We start from the raw sequence: 15,418 nt of genomic DNA, 5'->3' as shown, positions 1-15,418 counted from the left end.
TTAAGCGGGATCAAGGCACGGGGGGGGTGAATGGGCTAGAGTAGCGCCCATTTGCTGTCCGCCCTGATCCCGAGACCATGCACCAGAACAAGCACCCGTTAAGCCACAACAACCGGTTGGAGCTGCTGGCTCCGGCCAAGAACCTCGCCTACGGCATCGAGGCCATCAACCATGGTGCCGATGCCGTCTACATGGGCGGCCCTGCCTTTGGCGCCCGCAGTGCGGCGGGCAACTCCATCGAGGATATCGAAGCGCTGGCACGTCACGCCCACCGTTTCGGCGCCCAGGTCTTTGTCGCCTTCAACACCCTGCTGCACGATCATGAACTGGAGCAGGCCCGGCGGCTGACCCACCAGATCTACGAAGCAGGGGCCGATGCGCTCATCGTGCAGGATATGGGGCTGCTGGCGCTGGATTTGCCACCCATTGCGCTCCATGCCAGTACCCAGACCGATAACCGCACGCCGGAGAAGGTGAAGTTTCTGCAGGATGTGGGTTTCTCTCAGGTGGTGCTGGCGCGCGAATTGTCTCTTGCGCAGATTCGCGAGATCAGTGCAGCGACCAATGTGCAGCTGGAGTTCTTTATCCACGGCGCGCTCTGCGTCTCCTACAGTGGCCAGTGCAATATCAGCCATGCCCGTACCGGCCGCAGCGCCAACCGTGGCGAGTGTGCCCAGCTCTGCCGTCTGCCCTGCTCGCTGCAAAAGCCGGACGGTGAAGTGCTGGTGGCCGACAGCCACCTGCTGTCCCTCAAGGATATGGATCAGACTGACAACCTGGAGGCCTTGATCGAGGTGGGGATCCGCTCCTTCAAGATTGAAGGGCGACTCAAGGGGCTCGACTACGTCAAAAACGTTACCGCCTGGTATCGCCAGAAGCTGGACGCCATTCTCGATAGTCGCTCCGATCTGGTGGCCGCCTCGGCGGGTCGTTGCAGCTACAGCTTCACGCCTGACCCCAAGAAGAGCTTCAACCGCGGCAGCACCGACTATTTCCTCCATGGCCGCCAGCAGGGGATCGACTCCACCAAAAGCCCGAAATATGTGGGCGAACCGCTGGGGCGTGTCACCAAGGTGACCCGTGACGGTATCGAGATTGATGGCAAACAGGTCACCCTCAACAACGGCGACGGTTTGGGCTTCTTCAAGCCGAACAACGAGCTGGTGGGGATGCGCCTCAACAAGGTCGAAGGTAAGCAGTTACTCCTGTCAGAACGAATGCCGGGGCTAAAGGTGGGGACAGAAATCTACCGCAACCATGATCAGGCGTTCAGCAAGATGCTGGAGAAGGCGAGCGCGGATCGCCGCATCCGGGTCGATATGGTGCTGGCTGAGTGCGATGAGGGTGTGATCCTCACGCTCACCGACGAGCAGGGCATCAGCGTTGCGGTGACCCTGCCTTGCGACAAGCAGCCTGCCGACAACCCGGAGCGGGCGCTGCAACAGGCGCGGGATCAGCTTGGCAAACTCGGCAATACCCTGTTTGTGGCGCGCAAGATTGAGTTGGCATTCACTCACCCGCTATTTATCGCCGCATCACAGCTCAACGGTTTGCGCCGGGATGGCATCGCTGCACTGGAGGCCGCACGCGTGGCCAGCTACCAGCGCCCCGAGCGACGCATTGCCCTGCGGGATATCAACTATCCCCAGCACCGTCTCTCCTACCTTGGCAATGTGCTGAACAGCGCGGCCGAGCAGTTCTTCCGCGAACACGGGGTGGATCGGATTGCTCCCGCCTATGAGGCGAACAAGGAGGAGCGGGAAGTGGTGCTGATGATCACCAAGCATTGCATCCGCTATAGCCAGAACCTCTGCCCGAACGAGGTGCCAGGTCTCAAGGCCGAGCCGCTGGAACTCAAAATGGGTAAAGACACCTTCCGCCTGCGTTTTGACTGTAACCGCTGCGAAATGCATGTGATGGGCAGCCTGAAACGCTGATCAATGAGCCCCTTTCTCCATCCGGAAAGGGGCAATTTTTATCGCAGGTTCTCTGCCTACCCTCCTTTAATTGCCCCTCTCCAGCGCCAGCAGCGTTTTTTTAATCTCCAATCCCCCCGCATAGCCGGTCAGGCTGCCGTTTTGGCCGAGCACCCGATGGCAGGGGACGATGATCGAGAGCGGATTGCGGCCATTCGCCGCGCCCACTGCCCGTACCGCATCGGGTTTGCCGATGGTGCGAGCGATATCGCTGTAGCTGCGGGTCTCTCCGTAGGGGATGTCGCACAGCGCTTGCCACACCGCCTGCTGAAAGGCGGTGCCACGGGCTGCAAGGGGCAGGGAGAAGCGCTGCAAGCGACCGGCAAAATAGGCGCCAAATTCGGCGAGGAAGGGAGCCAGCGCTTCGTGATCTTGCTGCCAGCCACTCATATCGGGCAGTGCCCTCAGGCCCGCCACAAAGTCCACGTGCACCAGACCGGATTCATTGATGGCGACCAACAGATCGCCGCAGTGGGTCGGCAGGATATCGTAGCGGATCATGGGGTTCTCTCCTGTTGTTGGGTATCTGGCTGTTGTTCGTTGCCGGTGGCACGGAGCAGCAAATCGGGCGCTTCACTCATAGCGTGCCACAGCCAGCTGGCCGCATAGCTGCGCCACGGCTGCCACGCCGCACTTTGGGTTAACACCTCTTTCACCGGCAGCTTGGTGCCGCCTCCGAGTGCCTTTTGCAGTACCAGATCGGAGGCGGGGAAGGCATCGGTATCCAGCCCGCAGCGCAGCCGCCAGTAAGAGACCGTCCAGGGGCCTATGCCCGGCAGCGCCAGCAACTGCTCGTCACTGGCTGTCGTGAGGGGCAGCTCGCCACTGGCCAGCGCCTGCGCCACTCCGCGCAGGGTGCGAATGCGGCTGCCGGGCATGCCGATGCCGTCGAGATCGAGTTCGCACAACTGGGCGGGGGTCGGTAGTTGCGCCACCCCGTATTGCGCCTCGGTGCGCGCCACCAGTCGCCCGAGTATGGTGATGGCCCCCTTGACCGAGACCTGCTGGCCGACGATGGCGCGCAGCATCACCTCGTATTCGTCCCAGCCACCCGGCAGCCGTACGCCGGGCCAGCGCACCTGCAAGCGGGCGAGCAGCGGATCCTGACCGAGCAGATCACCGATCCGCTGCATATCGGCATCGAGATCCCACATCCGGCGCACCCGATAGAGCAGATCGGGCAGCGCAGCGAGCGGCAGATCATGGACGGTGAGCTGCAGGCTATGCCCCTTGCCCTGCGCGATACGCACCAGCGCGACCTGATCGCCGACCCGGTAGCGCCGCTCATACACCTCACCATCCACCCGCTCCAGCCCCGGGATTGCCCGCAGCCGATAGAACGCCAGCATGGCTGTCACGTCATACGGGGGGCGGTAGGGCAGTTGCAGGGTCAGGGTTGCGCCGCGCGGCTGCGTGCTCATGTGCTCTGGCGCGTCAGCGTGCTGCTCCTGCTCCTGCTGGCGCAGGGAGCGCGGGGCCAGTCCGTAGGCGTTGAGCCAGGCGTCATTGAAGCGGCGGATGCTGGCAAAGCCGGCGGCAAACGCGATGTCGGTGATGGGCAGCCCGGTTTCGGTCAGCAGTCGTTTCGCGAGCAGCAGGCGGCGCGTCTGCTCCACCTGTTTTGGTGAGGCGCCGAGATGTTGCTCGAACTGGCGGCGCAGGGTGCGTTCGCTGATCCCGGCCTCAGCGGCGAGTTCAGCAAGCGTGCCTTCCGCCAGCTCGCCGCGATCGATGCGCGCCAGCAGACGTGCCAGTTCAACCGGCAGATCGCCACGGGCTGCGGGGGCCAGCTCTGGGCGGCAACGCAGGCAGGGTCGCAGCCCATACTGCTCGGCGGCCGCGGCGCTTTGGAAGTAGCGCACATTGTGCTCGTGCGGTGGCCGTGCCGGGCAGACTGGCCGGCAGTAGATGCCGGTCGAGAGCACGCCGGTAAAGAAGCGGCCATCGAAGCGCGCGTCGCGGGCGAGCCGTGCGGCGTGACACTGTTCGCGGCTGAGGGTGTTGATCACCTCATCCGGTGACGACTCAGGGCTGGGCTTTGCATTCATGGTGTTGGCGGCTTTGCTGGAATAGATGGCAAGAGAGTAAGGGGGCTCAGGGGCTGTGACTAGCCAGAAACGGACAGGGATAGCAAAAATTGGCCGAAGTTTTTTTACTCTTTCATTGCACGGCCGGGTTTCACTCTTCGCTCCGTTGTTGTCCATGTATCGCGGCTCGACAGAAGGGGGCATAACGGATGTCGATTGGCCTAGCTTTATTTGCTTAGCGAGATTAGTGGCGGTGAAAACTGCTTAAAAATTAATAACAGATCACATAATTATCTTTTTTACATTGAGTGTGGCGATTTTGTGTTGTTCAATCGAGTCAGTTAATTTTTGATGATTATTAAGTAATCACATCTGCGGCCTTAGGCCGACCAATAACAACAACACTTGCCAAGGATGATAAGTGAACGACTGTAAGGCATGGCCCCATTGCCGGGGGTTTAGTCTGATCGAGTTGTTGATCGCCATGACGGTTGTCAGCATTCTCGCGGCCATCGCGTTGCCAGCGTATCAGGGTTATCTGCAACAGGGACGTCGTTACGAAGCGCAGCAGCAATTGCTGGAGCAGGCGCTCGCCCTCGAACGTATCTATACCCAACAGGGCCGTTATCCCGACACGTTTGCCACCCCTTCCAGCACGGATTTCTACCAGTTCAGCTATAGCCAGCAAGATGCTGGCGATTACCTGCTCAAAGCCATTCCAACGACGCGACAACAGGATGAGTGCGGCACTCTGACACTCGATCAGACCGGTTATCGCGCGGCCAATCGCCATGACTGCTGGGGATCATAAGATGAATGTGCGCGGATTTACTCTGATTGAGTTGATGATCACGGTCGGCATCGCCGCCATCTTGCTATTGGTCGGGTTGCCCTCCATGAGTCAGCGCCTGGCGGCCGAACGGCTCGATCGCAGTGCGACCGAACTCGCGTCTGCCTACCGCTTTGCCCGCAGCGAAGCGGTCAAGCTGACCCTGCCGGTGGTACTGCAGGGCACCGAGAACGGTGGCTGGGAGGTGATGGCTGACAGCAAGTTGCTGCGTCAGGCGGCAGCACCTGCAGGCGGAGTGGTGATCAAGCCGTTTGACCCCATCCAGATCGCGCCAACCGGCAGCAGCAGCCACGCCGAGATCACTCTGGCCAATCGCCTCGGTGAGCAGCGGGTGCTCTGCGTGGCCCCGAGCGGCCAGCTGCTGCAAGGGAGCTGCTCATGAGACACGCCACACTTGCCCGTCAGCAGGGTTTCAATCTGGTGGAGATCATGGTCTCCATGGTGTTGGCGGTGATGGTGTTTCTCGGTCTCGCCAAGGGGCAGGTGGTCTCGTTGCAGCAGGCGCATTACAGCTTGCAGAGCACGCTGGCTACGATCGAGGCGAGCAACAGCGTGGAGCAGATCTGGAGTTCGCTGTGTGAAGTGCAGCGCAAGCCCGAGCGGTTCACTCAGGCCGATTTTCTTGCCCGCTTCACCCTGCAGGATGGCCACCGGCTGGTGCTACCGAGCCGTTATAGCGACAACTTTGTGGTCGCTATCGAGTGGCAGGATGAGCGGGTCTCCGGCGCCAAGCGGGTGGAGTTGAACGCAGGATTTCCGCCTTTATGCTGAGCGTCCCCTCACGGCAACGAGGCGTCAGTCTCGTCGAGCTGATGATCTCCATGGTGCTCGGTCTGATGCTGATGCTGGCGATTTTTGCCGGTTACGCCCCGATCAAGAGCACGGTCGAGCAGAGCAAGGCGCTGGAGCAGGCGAACGAGGTGTTGCGCTTTGCCACTCTCACCTTTACCAACAGCATCAAGCAGACGGATCAGCTGATAGCGGTCACCCCTGATCGCCTGACGCTGGCTTTCAAGGTAGAGGGGGGCAGTCAGGTGCTCTCCTGCCTTGGCAACCAGAAAACCGCCGATTTTACCGAGCAGTACCGCTTCACGCCGCCGGTACTCAGTTGCGATGACGGGGATGGCCCGCGCCTGTTGCTGGCCCATCTTCAGGATCTTGAATTCGGCCAGCAGGGTGCACTGGTCAATATCCGCATCTTGCCCGAAGGGCTGCCGAGCTATCTGGCGCCAGGGGTAGAGGTGCAGGTGGCCCGCCGCAAGGCGGTCTGGGCGGCAGCGTTGGCCACATCCGGTGCCAACGCCACAGCAGGGGGAGCGGGATGAACAAGGGATTGCAGGGGCAGCGGGGAGCCGTGCTGCTGGTGGTGCTGGTGGTGAGCCTGCTGTCGAGCCTGCTGGTGTTTACCAGCATTCAGGAGAACCAGTTGCAGACTCGCCTGAGCGGCAATTTTCACAAGAAGATCAATGCGCAGCTCAGTGCCGAGCAGGGGATGAACGAGAGTTATCGTGCCCTGCATCAGGCGCTTGGCGCCGAACCGCGGATAGAGTGGGAGCAACTGGTGCAGAAGGTGCCTGGCAAGGGGGAAGGAGCCATGGCGGGCAGCCGCTTCAGCATCGAACAGCTGGATGCCTCCACAGGCAGCAAGCTGGCGTTGCAGAGCCATGGCCGCTATCTGGAGGGCAATGCCAGTCTCAACGCCCTGTTTACCCTCAAGCGCGAGCCCGGCAATCTCATCTTTCAGGATTCGGTGGTGGCATGCGAAGGGCTAAGCCTCTCCGGTAGTGGTTTTATCGACAGCTATGATTCGCGCAAGGGGGCGTACAAGGAGTCTGTTTCCGGGACTCTTAATCAGGGGCAAAACGCCAAGGTGGCGACCGTCAGCGACAAGGCCAATGTAGTGCTCGCCGGGCACTCCCCCATCTGGGGTGATGTGCGGGCGACCGGCTCGGTGACCTTGAACGGCTCTTCACCTGTTGCGGGTAATGTACTTGCTGGCGGCGATATCACCATTTCTCCCTCTGATGGGGTCGTCAGGGTTGAGGGCAGCGTAAACGGGAGTGGAAATTTTGCCTTGCAAGGGGGGCATATTGCCGGAGCTGTTGCGATCAATGGTGATGTTTCTATGGGTCATGGCACAAGCATTGCTGGCGACAAGTTGAACTATGGTGGGAACGGGGCATTCCTTGATGCCAAGCATCAGAAGTATCTGGATCCCCAGTACCGCACTCATCCCAAGCTGCCACCCGTGGCCGGGCAGGTGTGTGACCCGCTCAATGTGGCCGCGCTGCCCAAATCGTTCCCTCCTGCAACGCTGCCCATCAATGGCCCGTTGAAGCTCGGGGCCACCCAGCAGATGGTGCTGACCACGGATCCCTCCACTGGCTCGGTCACCAGCAGCAACCAGCACAAGCCCGACCTGCCGCTACCCGGCAAGGGGGAGCTGTTTGGCAAGGAGCAGACCGTTTACAAGCTCGACAGCCTCAATATGGGGGCCGATGCCAGTCTCACCATCAAAGGGGATGTGGTGCTGCTGATCGACAAGGATTTCACCATGACTGGCAGCAACAAGTTGACGGTGAGCGAGGGGAGCAGCCTGACCCTGATCGTCAGCGGCAAGGTCGATCTTGGGGCCGGTGCCGAGGTGACGGCAGCCAAGCAGGGGCTGACCACTGGTGGTACGCCTGCTATCTCCATCTATTCCGCCTATAGCGGCAAGGATGGGATCAAGCTGTCGGGCAATACCCCGCTCTATGCCGCCCTCTATGCCCCGCTGACCGAGATGAAGATCAGCGGAAGTGGCGGTCTGTACGGGGCGGTGCGGGCAAAACACCTGACCGAGAGTGGCGCGGGCGGTGTGCACTATGACGAGGCGCTGGGCATGGCAGATTTGGGGGATGATCAGGGGCCGTCTCCAACGCTGGCACTGCGGCAGTGGCACTTTGTGCAGTGAGGCTGGCGAGCCGCTAAAAAGGATCGAACGGGGCGCGCAACTGTGAGAAGGTGGAGATCTGTCCACCCAGCCGTTCACTGTTGAGGAGAGCTCCATGCCAGGACCCGCTCGCGCCGGTGCCCTGATCTATGCCAAGGATCCGGGCCTGCTGACCCACTTTTATCGTACATTGCTGCAAATGGTGGTCTGCAGTCAGGATGAGCAGTTGGTGGTGCTGGAAAACAGCGATATCCAGCTGCTGATCCACGCCATTCCTGCGCCCTATGCCGGGCAAGTCGTTATCAAGCGGCCGCCGGCACTGCGGGAAGAGGGGGCCATCAAGCTGTTCTTCACCGTCTCCAGCCTCGCCTGGGCAGAAGCGAAGGCGGCGGATCTCGGCGGCGGTTTGTTGTCACAGCAGTGGACAGGGCCCGGCTTTGTGGTGCGCAACGCCTTCGACCCTGAGGGCAATATCCTGCAACTGCGCGAGTTGCTGGGTTCCCCGGATCCCCTCTGAACCCTCTCTTTTTACAGCATTGCCGTGACAGCGTGCTGTGCCATGCACCGCCATAAAAACGGGGCCCTGTAGTGGTCAACTAAAAAGGGCCCCGTTCTGCTGTTAGCTTACTGTGCTCATTACTTCAGGTAGCGCTGTTCCAGATGCCGGCGCAGCCAGTGCGGGTTGAGCGCTTCACCGGTGGCGCGGCGCACCAGCTCGTCGGTGCTGTGCAGGCTCCCCTTTGACCAGATGTTGCGTCCGAGCCAGCCGAAGATCTCCGGCAGGCGGCCCGCCGCGATCACCTCACCCATGCTGCCCAGCTCTTTTTCGAGGGCAAAACGCAACTGGGCGGCATACATGGCGCCCAGGGTGTAGCTCGGGAAGTAGCCAAACGAGCCGTCGGTCCAGTGAATATCCTGCATGCAGCCATTGCGGTAGTTGCCCTTGGTGGAGAGCCCCAGCCACTGCTGCATCTTGGCGTCCCACAGCTCGGGGATGTCGGCCACCTCGATCTTCCCTTCCACCAGATCGCGCTCCAGCTCGTAGCGCAGAATAACGTGGGCCGGATAGGTCACCTCGTCCGCATCGACCCGGATAAAGCCCGGCTCGACCCGGCTGTAGAGCTTGGCCAGATTGTCCGGCGCAAACGCCGCCTGCTCGCCGAAGTGGTGACGAATACGTGGCGCCAGCAGCGCGAGGAAGGCTGGATGATGCCCCAGCTGCATTTCACAAAACAGGCTCTGGCTCTCGTGGATCGCCATGGAGCGGGCCTCGGCCACCGGCTGACCCAGCAGATGACGCGGCAACCCCTGCTCGTAACGGGCATGACCGGTCTCGTGCACTATGCCCATCAGGCTGGAGACAAACTCCTGCTCGTTATAGCGGGTGGTGATCCGCACGTCGGTTGGCACGCCGCCACAGAAGGGGTGACTGCTCACATCGAGGCGGCCGTGGGCGAAATCAAAGCCGAGCAGTCCCATCACCTCCTGACCGAGCGCTTGCTGGGTGGGGATGGGGAAGGGGCCTTGCGGCAGCAGCAGGGCATCGCCCTTCTGCTGTTCACTCACGGTCTGGATAAGAGCCGGCAGCCAGCTGGCGAGATCGCCGAAGATCTGATCGAGCCGTGCGCTGGTCATGCCCGGCTCATAGAGGGCCAGCATGGCGTCGTAGGGGCGCACGCCAAGCGCATCGGCCCGCAGTTGTGCCACTTCACGGGAGAGTTTCACCACCTCCTCGAGATTGGGAGCAAAACCGGCCCAGTCGTTGTTCTTGCGCTGGCTGCGCCAGGCGTGCTCGCACTTGCTGCCAGCGAGCGACAGCGCTTCGACCAGCTCACTGGGCAGCAGGCTGGCATCTTGCCACTGGCGCTTGATCTCGCCGAGATTGGCCCGTTGCACTTCATCCAGCGGCTCACTCTCGGCCTTGGCAATCCAGTCGCCCAGCTCGGGAGCGGTGCGCTTCTGGTGGATTAGCAGACCGAGTTCGGCCATCGCTTCGGCGCGGGCACCGTTGCCCCCTTCCGGCATCATGGCCGCCTGATCCCAGCCGCAGATGGCGGCGAGGTGGCTAAAGCGGTGGATCTGCTGCTGATGTTGTTCAAGCTTTTGATATGACATGGGATTGTCCTTGTTATCGTCCCTGATGGTATGCCGCCCCGTACCTGGCATGCTCGGGGCCGTTCGATGCTAACACCGCCGCTGTATAGTTGACCACCTTCATGCAGGCGGGTCAAAGGCGTGGGGGCGAAACGCGGATTAGCCGAGCCGCTTCTGGTGCCGTTCGCGGTTTTCCGCTTTTTTGCGTTCGCTTTTACGCAGCAGCACGTATAGAGCACCGCTGCCGCCGTGGCGACGCTCGGCACTGTGGATCGCCATGACGGCGGGCAGTTGCGGCAACCAGGCGCTGACATAGCTTTTCAGCAGGGCACGCGGGGTGCTGCGCTCCCCCTTGCCGTGCAGGATCAGCAGGCAGCGGATATCCCGGACTTCACAATCCGCAATGAACTGCACCAGCGTCTGGCGTGCCTCATTGAGGGTTTTCTGGTGCAAGTCCAGGCTGGCCTGCAGCTCGTATTTGCCGAGCCGCAGCTTCTTGTAGACCCCCTCCTGCACCCCATCGCGTTTGAAGCCGACGATTTCGTGCGGATCGCGCATCTCGATGGCCTCCATGGTGAGGTGGTCGAGGGCGAGTTGTTCGGCAGTGGCAGCCTGGCGGCGAGCGAGCTGCGCCTCGGTCGGGGCGGATTTGGCCGCATGGGGATGGATGTTGTCGCTGCGAATGGGCCGCACGTCGGCCACTTCATTCATAAATAGCGAGAGTTCGTCGTTATGAGACACGGCAGGCTCCCCATAAGAAAAAGTGGGGGCCATTATAACGGCCGCAACCGGCACAGAAAACGGGGAAAGGGGGAGGGGATAAGGGGCGCCCAGCATGGACACTGGTGCAGTCTGGCCCGGGAATCACAGTCGCGAACCATAAAACAGCACAGGCGGTCAGTGTGAGCTGCCGCCTGTGGTCAGAGGATTATTTTCCCTCTTTGGGCTGTTGAGAATGGGGTTGCTGTGAATGAGGCGGTTGCGAGTGCATCACCTTGTAGATGAAGTAGGCCGCGTAAGAGCTGATGAGTAAGAAGGTGCCGATAATCACCAGCATCGACATCAATCCCACGCTGTTGCCAAACATCAGGTCCAGCCAAAAATCCATTTTATTGCTCCTGTCACCCGGTTGATGACAGGTATGATAAATACCTCTTTGCCCCGTCCGGGATGATCCCGATCAACTCCCTTTCAGGTTGTTTAATAACCAGCGCGATCTGTGATCGTTCTCACTGGACTCCTTGCGACCGAGCCTGCACAGGACCCGGTGTGGTGAGCGGGGTAATGCGCCACCCCTGCTGCTCCAGCAACGCCAGCAACCCCTGTTCGCCGTAAAGGTGCAGGGCGCCTACCACGATAAAGCTCTCGTTGGGCAGGGTGGACCATTTTTTTAGCCAGTTATGGTTGCGCTCGGCCAGCAGGGTCTGCTCCATCCAGCTTTGTAGCGCGGGCGGGGCCATCTCCTCCTTGAGCAGATTGATGAGCGTCGCCTCATCCCCCTGCTGCCACGCCTTCATCACGGCGGCGAAACCACTCTCCAGCATCGGTAGCTCATCCAGGGTGCTGGCGAGCATCAGGGTCTGGTTGTCACCCACGCTGGCCAGATAACCGAGCTGCTCCAGCAGGGTTTCAAAACCCACTACCGGTTTGCCCTCTTTGGCGGCCCGGACGGCAAAGTGCTGGTCTATCCCGAGTTCACTCTTGAAGTCGGAGCGGGCCATGGCGGCCTGGGTCAGGGTAATGGCGGCAAACCATGGGCGCAGGGTGGCGAGGGTTGCCTCGTCGATGCCATAGCGGGCGCCCGCCATCAGGGTGCGTTGATAGAGCTCGGCAGGCAGATGATCCTTGAGCGGTTTGCCATCCACCAGTCGGGTGAGGGAGCTGGTCTGTTGCCACTGATCCGGCGTGATGCTGTTCATGTCCACCTCCATCACCAGTGCGCGACTCTGCAGCCAGGCACGCTCCACCGGCTCGGGCAGAGGATAGAGGGCTGGTTTACCTGCATGGATGGAGCCCAGCAGCCAGTGTTGCTGGTTGCCCTTGCTCACCCGATAGAAGGCGGGATCGGCAAAGGCGTGCAGCGGTAGCAGCAGGCAGAGCAGGAAGGCAAAGAGGGTGCGATGAAATCTCATGGGAATCCTTAATATGCGCCTGGTGACTTCTCTTGCTGACAATAACTCCTATGATAAGTCCTCATTTCAGATAACCAAGAGGTTTGCCATGCCCCATCTTCGTTTTCGCGCCGTGGCGCTCGAGACCCTGCAACAGGTGAGCGGCCCGCTGCTGGCCGAGCTTTGCGAGTTGACCGGCGGCAAGCCGGAGTTTGTCACCATGGAGCGGGTGGAGAGCTGCTGGATCCGCAACGGCGAGCCAGAGGCGGGATTTCCGTTTGTCGAGTTGCACTGGTTCGAACGGCCGCAGGAGATGCAGGACGCTGCCGCGCGCCTTATCACGCGCCATTTGAAACGGGTGCTGGGGGAGCAGACCTATGTGGTGGTGCAGGTAGTCCCCTTGGTCAAGAGCGCCTACTACAGCAATGGCGAGCACTATTGAAGAGAGGGACAAACCAGGTTGGCGGGACGGGTGATGCCGCTACCCGGCTAACGCCACTTGGGCGGCAGGATGCTTGTCGCCCATCACGGGATCAGGCCGATTTGGCCAGCAGTTTATCGAGCCAGCGAGTGGGCAATACCCGTCGCAGGAAGGCAAACAGCCGGGTCGGCGTGGTCACCGGATAGCGCGCCTTGGGATGGGCGTGGGTCAGTGCATGGAGCAGTGGCGGGATGCAGGCGTCGCTTGGGAGGGTAAAGCTGCTGGTGGCCCCCTCTTTTTCCAGCCGTGTCAGGGTTTGGCGGTAGGCCGACTGATGACGGCTCTGGGCCGGATCGATGTGCCGCAAGAAGGCGCTGCGGGCATTGGCACGAAAACGGGTATCGATGGGGCCCGGTTCAATCAGGCTGATATGTACCCCGCTACCCGCCAGTTCGAGGCGCAGGGTGTCGCTATAACCTTCCAGCGCAAATTTGCTGGCGTTGTAGGCGCCGCGATACTTCATGGCAACCAGTCCCAGAACCGAGCTGTTCTGCACTATCCGTCCCTCTTTGGCCTCCAGCATCGGCGGCAGCACCTGACGGATCAGATGGTGCCAGCCAAACAGGTTGGTATTGAATTGTTCCCTGAGCGCCTCGGTGGGCAGATCTTCCAGCGCCCCGGGTTGGCCATAAGCGCCATTGTTGAACAGGCCATAGAGGCGCCCGCCCGCCAGATGGAGCGCCGCACTGGCACCCAGCTCGATGGAAGCAGGGTCCGCCAGATCCAGCTGTACCGCCAGCAATCCCTGTTGCTGCAAACGGGCCACATCTTCCGCCTTGCGTGCCGAGGCGATCACGGTAAAACCGTGCTGCCCCAGCGCCTGTGCGGCGGCGAGGCCAATACCGCTGGAACAACCGGTGATCAGAACAAAACGGGGCATGATGGCGTCCTTGTGACTGCTGACAAAAGCGTGTGGGCAGGTGAGCGGGTAAAATTCTTATCCGGCTCGCATGTTAGCTTGCCAACCGGCAAAAAGAAAACCGGGCCAAGTGGCCCGGTTTTCTGACATCGTATTGCCTGATTACATGAAGGTAAGCGGCATGATGATATGGAACTTGACGTCGTGCTCGGAGGCGAAGATGTTGGGGTAATCGGTCCAACCGCCGCCCTGGCTGATGTCGTTGTTGTAGTCGGTGTAGTGCAGTTTGAACAGGGTGCCTTTCAGCTTGCCATCCTGCACGGTATAGGTGACATCGAAGTTGGCTGCCCATTCGGTATCTTCACCGTTGGCTGCTTTCTTGCCTTGACCGGTTTCGATATCCCAACCGTAAGCACCGGATACACCGACGGACCAGCCAGGCGCACCAACCAGGTCATCCAGAGAACGGGTCACGCCGAAGAACAGTGCTTTCTCGTTGTTTGCGTTCCAGTCAGAGCGGGAATCCCACCAAATTTCGTTGGCGCCCTGGGAGTTGGCGTAGCCACGGGTCAGACGGGGCAGGTAGTTGCCTTCCGCACCTTCAGCTTTGGTCCACAGACCTTCCAGACGGAAGCCGTACGGGCCCATGCCCCAGGCCGCTGTCAGCGCCTGTTGCCATGCCAGGCCGTCATAAGTCTCGATGGCCTTGCCGCCCATCATGTAGGTTTCGGTTTCGGAGCCATAGAACTGGTAGCTGGTGGAGAGGCCGCCCAGTACGTCAAACTTGTGAGCCAGTTTGAAGTGGTAGCTATCCATATAGCCTTCGGACTGACCGAAGGAACCGGTCACTGCAGTGCCATTTTCGAAGGTGTAACGAGCCGCGATACCGTGGATGTAGTCGATGACGTTTTCATCAGCGAACGGATCCATCCACGCTTTGGCACGGGAGAAGACCTGAGTCTCTTTGTACCAGGGGGCCTTGTACTCGTCAGCGATGGCGTAGGTCAGGTAGAGGCCACCGAAGTTACCTTCAACTTGACCACCACGATAGGTACCCGGCTGATAAGACCAGTTAACACCGATTTGGCCAGGGACATATAGCTGGGTATAACCACCCTTGGCAGTGATGCCGCCGTCCAGGAATTTCAGCTTCATCGCTGCGTTGGAGAGGCTGAAACCACCTTCAGGGGAGCCATCTTTGGCGTTGTTGCCCCAAGAACGGCCAGCGAAGGAGAATTCGTTTTCCTGGTTGACCGGGTGGTTTTCGGTAACGGCCAGGTCATAGGCACCGAAGCCGCCCAGATCCAGACCTACTGTGTCCCAGGCATAACCGGAGTTGAAGTTGAGAGCGGCTTGAACGGTGGAATGGCTCAGGTTGGACTGGTATTTACCTTCTTTCTTGGCGGCAGTCGGGTCACCATCGATGCGCTGACGATCACGCTGGAAGTAGAACAGACCGCCGGTCAGTTTGGAGTCTTTGACGAAGGTTTCATAGGACTGGCCATATTCCGGGCTCATCATGTCCTGAGCTGCCAACGCCATACCGGGGGCGACCAGAGCGGCTACCACAGCGGCACTCAAAGCGGCGCGCTTGAAGATCACTTTTTCCATTTTTATTGCTCCTGATTTTATGGACTTAGCTTTTTTTCCGGCAGTTGGCATCGGGCCTACCGCTCGGTATTGGCATTGCAATCAAAACCCCGAAGGGCAAAAAATCTTGTCTTGGCTACCTGCAAACCCGGATGTCTTGGCACATCTGTAGTTGGCAGTCCTGATCATCACATGTTGTTTTTTATGTTCCGATTCTTGGCTATCGGACAACCCCAAGAGTACGTTCGCGGTGCGAAATATCAATGAAAAGTTCCCTCAACGTTTCAAAAGTATGACCGAGTGCAAATAATCATGGGCAAGGTCGTAAACAGCCTCATGGCAGGTATCACGGTGATGAGAGCGTTTTCTTGAGGCTGCGGCCAGCGCCAATGCGGGTTTTCATCCGGTACGGGGGAAGAGGTGTCAGTTAACCTGCCGATAACAGATAATTTTGTGCTACAAAAAAACTTTCCCTCTGGTCGAGGGAAAGTGATCTGG

General features: G+C 60.1%; 16 protein-coding genes. 8 read left to right on the top strand and 8 right to left on the bottom strand.

The window, feature by feature from the left end:
- The first annotated feature begins 77 nt into the window (after nucleotides 1-77).
- Nucleotides 78-1,937 (top strand): U32 family peptidase, encoded by a 1,860-nt coding sequence (locus ACB035_RS07035; protein ID WP_371166965.1) that lies wholly within the window; start codon nucleotides 78-80, stop codon nucleotides 1,935-1,937.
- 66 nt (nucleotides 1,938-2,003) lie between these two features.
- Here the strand turns inward: ACB035_RS07035 and ACB035_RS07030 are convergent, their stop codons facing one another.
- Together ACB035_RS07030 and ACB035_RS07025 are read right to left on the bottom strand one after the other, a co-directional pair.
- A complete protein-coding gene (locus ACB035_RS07030) occupies nucleotides 2,004-2,477 on the bottom strand; it encodes a methylated-DNA--[protein]-cysteine S-methyltransferase (protein WP_371166964.1) in 474 nt (157 codons plus the stop codon).
- Nucleotides 2,474-4,024 (bottom strand): DNA-3-methyladenine glycosylase 2 family protein, encoded by a 1,551-nt coding sequence (locus ACB035_RS07025; RefSeq protein WP_371166963.1) that lies wholly within the window; start codon nucleotides 4,022-4,024, stop codon nucleotides 2,474-2,476. The genes ACB035_RS07030 and ACB035_RS07025 overlap by 4 nt, the downstream gene beginning before the upstream one ends.
- Nucleotides 4,025-4,424: 400 nt before the next feature.
- On the opposite strand from ACB035_RS07025, the gene ACB035_RS07020 reads away from it, so the two are divergent.
- The 6 genes from ACB035_RS07020 (at nucleotide 4,425) to ACB035_RS06995 (ending at nucleotide 8,302) form a co-directional block, all read left to right on the top strand.
- A complete protein-coding gene (locus ACB035_RS07020) occupies nucleotides 4,425-4,814 on the top strand; it encodes a type IV pilin protein (protein WP_041915426.1) in 390 nt (129 codons plus the stop codon).
- A 1-nt stretch (nucleotide 4,815) separates the two neighbouring features.
- Nucleotides 4,816-5,235, top strand: a complete 420-nt coding sequence (locus tag ACB035_RS07015) for a GspH/FimT family pseudopilin (RefSeq protein WP_058059418.1) — start codon at nucleotides 4,816-4,818, stop codon at nucleotides 5,233-5,235.
- Nucleotides 5,232-5,624 (top strand): prepilin-type N-terminal cleavage/methylation domain-containing protein, encoded by a 393-nt coding sequence (locus ACB035_RS07010; RefSeq protein WP_338454039.1) that lies wholly within the window; start codon nucleotides 5,232-5,234, stop codon nucleotides 5,622-5,624. Before ACB035_RS07015 ends, ACB035_RS07010 begins: the two co-directional genes overlap by 4 nt.
- Nucleotides 5,618-6,178, top strand: a complete 561-nt coding sequence (locus tag ACB035_RS07005; RefSeq protein WP_371166962.1) for a PilW family protein — start codon at nucleotides 5,618-5,620, stop codon at nucleotides 6,176-6,178. Before ACB035_RS07010 ends, ACB035_RS07005 begins: the two co-directional genes overlap by 7 nt.
- Nucleotides 6,175-7,806, top strand: a complete 1,632-nt coding sequence (locus tag ACB035_RS07000; protein ID WP_371166961.1) for a hypothetical protein — start codon at nucleotides 6,175-6,177, stop codon at nucleotides 7,804-7,806. Before ACB035_RS07005 ends, ACB035_RS07000 begins: the two co-directional genes overlap by 4 nt.
- A 94-nt stretch (nucleotides 7,807-7,900) precedes the next feature.
- The gene (locus tag ACB035_RS06995; RefSeq protein WP_236288977.1) at nucleotides 7,901-8,302 is read left to right on the top strand and encodes a VOC family protein; all 402 of its coding nucleotides are present in this window, start codon (nucleotides 7,901-7,903) and stop codon (nucleotides 8,300-8,302) included.
- Nucleotides 8,303-8,421: 119 nt separating this feature from the next.
- Here the strand turns inward: ACB035_RS06995 and ACB035_RS06990 are convergent, their stop codons facing one another.
- The 4 genes from ACB035_RS06990 to ACB035_RS06975 form a co-directional block, all read right to left on the bottom strand.
- Nucleotides 8,422-9,900 carry a carboxypeptidase M32 gene (locus ACB035_RS06990; RefSeq protein WP_371166960.1) on the bottom strand — a complete coding sequence of 493 codons (1,479 nt, stop codon included), beginning with the start codon at nucleotides 9,898-9,900 and terminating at the stop codon, nucleotides 8,422-8,424.
- Between the two features lie 138 nt (nucleotides 9,901-10,038).
- A complete protein-coding gene (smrA, locus tag ACB035_RS06985) occupies nucleotides 10,039-10,620 on the bottom strand; it encodes a DNA endonuclease SmrA (protein WP_005338734.1) in 582 nt (193 codons plus the stop codon).
- A gap of 187 nt (nucleotides 10,621-10,807) precedes the next feature.
- A complete protein-coding gene (locus ACB035_RS06980) occupies nucleotides 10,808-10,987 on the bottom strand; it encodes a DUF3149 domain-containing protein (protein WP_005338733.1) in 180 nt (59 codons plus the stop codon).
- Between the two features lie 121 nt (nucleotides 10,988-11,108).
- Nucleotides 11,109-12,011: a TraB/GumN family protein gene (locus ACB035_RS06975; RefSeq protein ID WP_021230351.1), complete on the bottom strand. Its 903-nt coding sequence runs from the start codon at nucleotides 12,009-12,011 to the stop codon at nucleotides 11,109-11,111.
- An 88-nt stretch (nucleotides 12,012-12,099) separates the two neighbouring features.
- Between ACB035_RS06975 and ACB035_RS06970 the strand changes: the two genes are divergently transcribed.
- The gene (locus ACB035_RS06970) at nucleotides 12,100-12,432 is read left to right on the top strand and encodes a DUF1904 family protein (protein ID WP_021230350.1); all 333 of its coding nucleotides are present in this window, start codon (nucleotides 12,100-12,102) and stop codon (nucleotides 12,430-12,432) included.
- Between the two features lie 91 nt (nucleotides 12,433-12,523).
- Here the strand turns inward: ACB035_RS06970 and ACB035_RS06965 are convergent, their stop codons facing one another.
- Nucleotides 12,524-13,351, bottom strand: a complete 828-nt coding sequence (locus tag ACB035_RS06965) for an SDR family oxidoreductase (protein WP_021230349.1) — start codon at nucleotides 13,349-13,351, stop codon at nucleotides 12,524-12,526.
- A 141-nt stretch (nucleotides 13,352-13,492) separates the two neighbouring features.
- Nucleotides 13,493-14,941: an OprD family outer membrane porin gene (locus tag ACB035_RS06960; protein ID WP_021230348.1), complete on the bottom strand. Its 1,449-nt coding sequence runs from the start codon at nucleotides 14,939-14,941 to the stop codon at nucleotides 13,493-13,495.
- Nucleotides 14,942-15,418: the final 477 nt, after the last annotated feature.

The organism is Aeromonas sp. S12(2024), from assembly GCF_041402305.1.
Classification (GTDB): domain Bacteria; phylum Pseudomonadota; class Gammaproteobacteria; order Enterobacterales; family Aeromonadaceae; genus Aeromonas; species Aeromonas veronii.
Note: the sequence above shows the minus strand (reverse complement) of the source record. Positions and strands in the feature narration are given on the sequence as shown.

Excerpts from the sequence above, each read along its gene's own strand:
- ACB035_RS07035 (WP_371166965.1), top strand. The coding sequence starts at position 78 with ATGCACCAGAACAAGCACCCGTTAAGCCACAACAACCGGTTGGAGCTG.
- ACB035_RS07030 (WP_371166964.1), bottom strand. The coding sequence starts at position 2,477 with ATGATCCGCTACGATATCCTGCCGACCCACTGCGGCGATCTGTTGGTC.
- ACB035_RS07025 (WP_371166963.1), bottom strand. The coding sequence starts at position 4,024 with ATGAATGCAAAGCCCAGCCCTGAGTCGTCACCGGATGAGGTGATCAAC.
- ACB035_RS07015 (WP_058059418.1), top strand. The coding sequence starts at position 4,816 with ATGAATGTGCGCGGATTTACTCTGATTGAGTTGATGATCACGGTCGGC.
- ACB035_RS07010 (WP_338454039.1), top strand. The coding sequence starts at position 5,232 with ATGAGACACGCCACACTTGCCCGTCAGCAGGGTTTCAATCTGGTGGAG.
- ACB035_RS07005 (WP_371166962.1), top strand. The coding sequence starts at position 5,618 with ATGCTGAGCGTCCCCTCACGGCAACGAGGCGTCAGTCTCGTCGAGCTG.
- ACB035_RS07000 (WP_371166961.1), top strand. The coding sequence starts at position 6,175 with ATGAACAAGGGATTGCAGGGGCAGCGGGGAGCCGTGCTGCTGGTGGTG.
- ACB035_RS06995 (WP_236288977.1), top strand. The coding sequence starts at position 7,901 with ATGCCAGGACCCGCTCGCGCCGGTGCCCTGATCTATGCCAAGGATCCG.
- ACB035_RS06990 (WP_371166960.1), bottom strand. The coding sequence starts at position 9,900 with ATGTCATATCAAAAGCTTGAACAACATCAGCAGCAGATCCACCGCTTT.
- ACB035_RS06980 (WP_005338733.1), bottom strand. The coding sequence starts at position 10,987 with ATGGATTTTTGGCTGGACCTGATGTTTGGCAACAGCGTGGGATTGATG.
- ACB035_RS06975 (WP_021230351.1), bottom strand. The coding sequence starts at position 12,011 with ATGAGATTTCATCGCACCCTCTTTGCCTTCCTGCTCTGCCTGCTGCTA.
- ACB035_RS06970 (WP_021230350.1), top strand. The coding sequence starts at position 12,100 with ATGCCCCATCTTCGTTTTCGCGCCGTGGCGCTCGAGACCCTGCAACAG.
- ACB035_RS06965 (WP_021230349.1), bottom strand. The coding sequence starts at position 13,351 with ATGCCCCGTTTTGTTCTGATCACCGGTTGTTCCAGCGGTATTGGCCTC.
- ACB035_RS06960 (WP_021230348.1), bottom strand. The coding sequence starts at position 14,941 with ATGGAAAAAGTGATCTTCAAGCGCGCCGCTTTGAGTGCCGCTGTGGTA.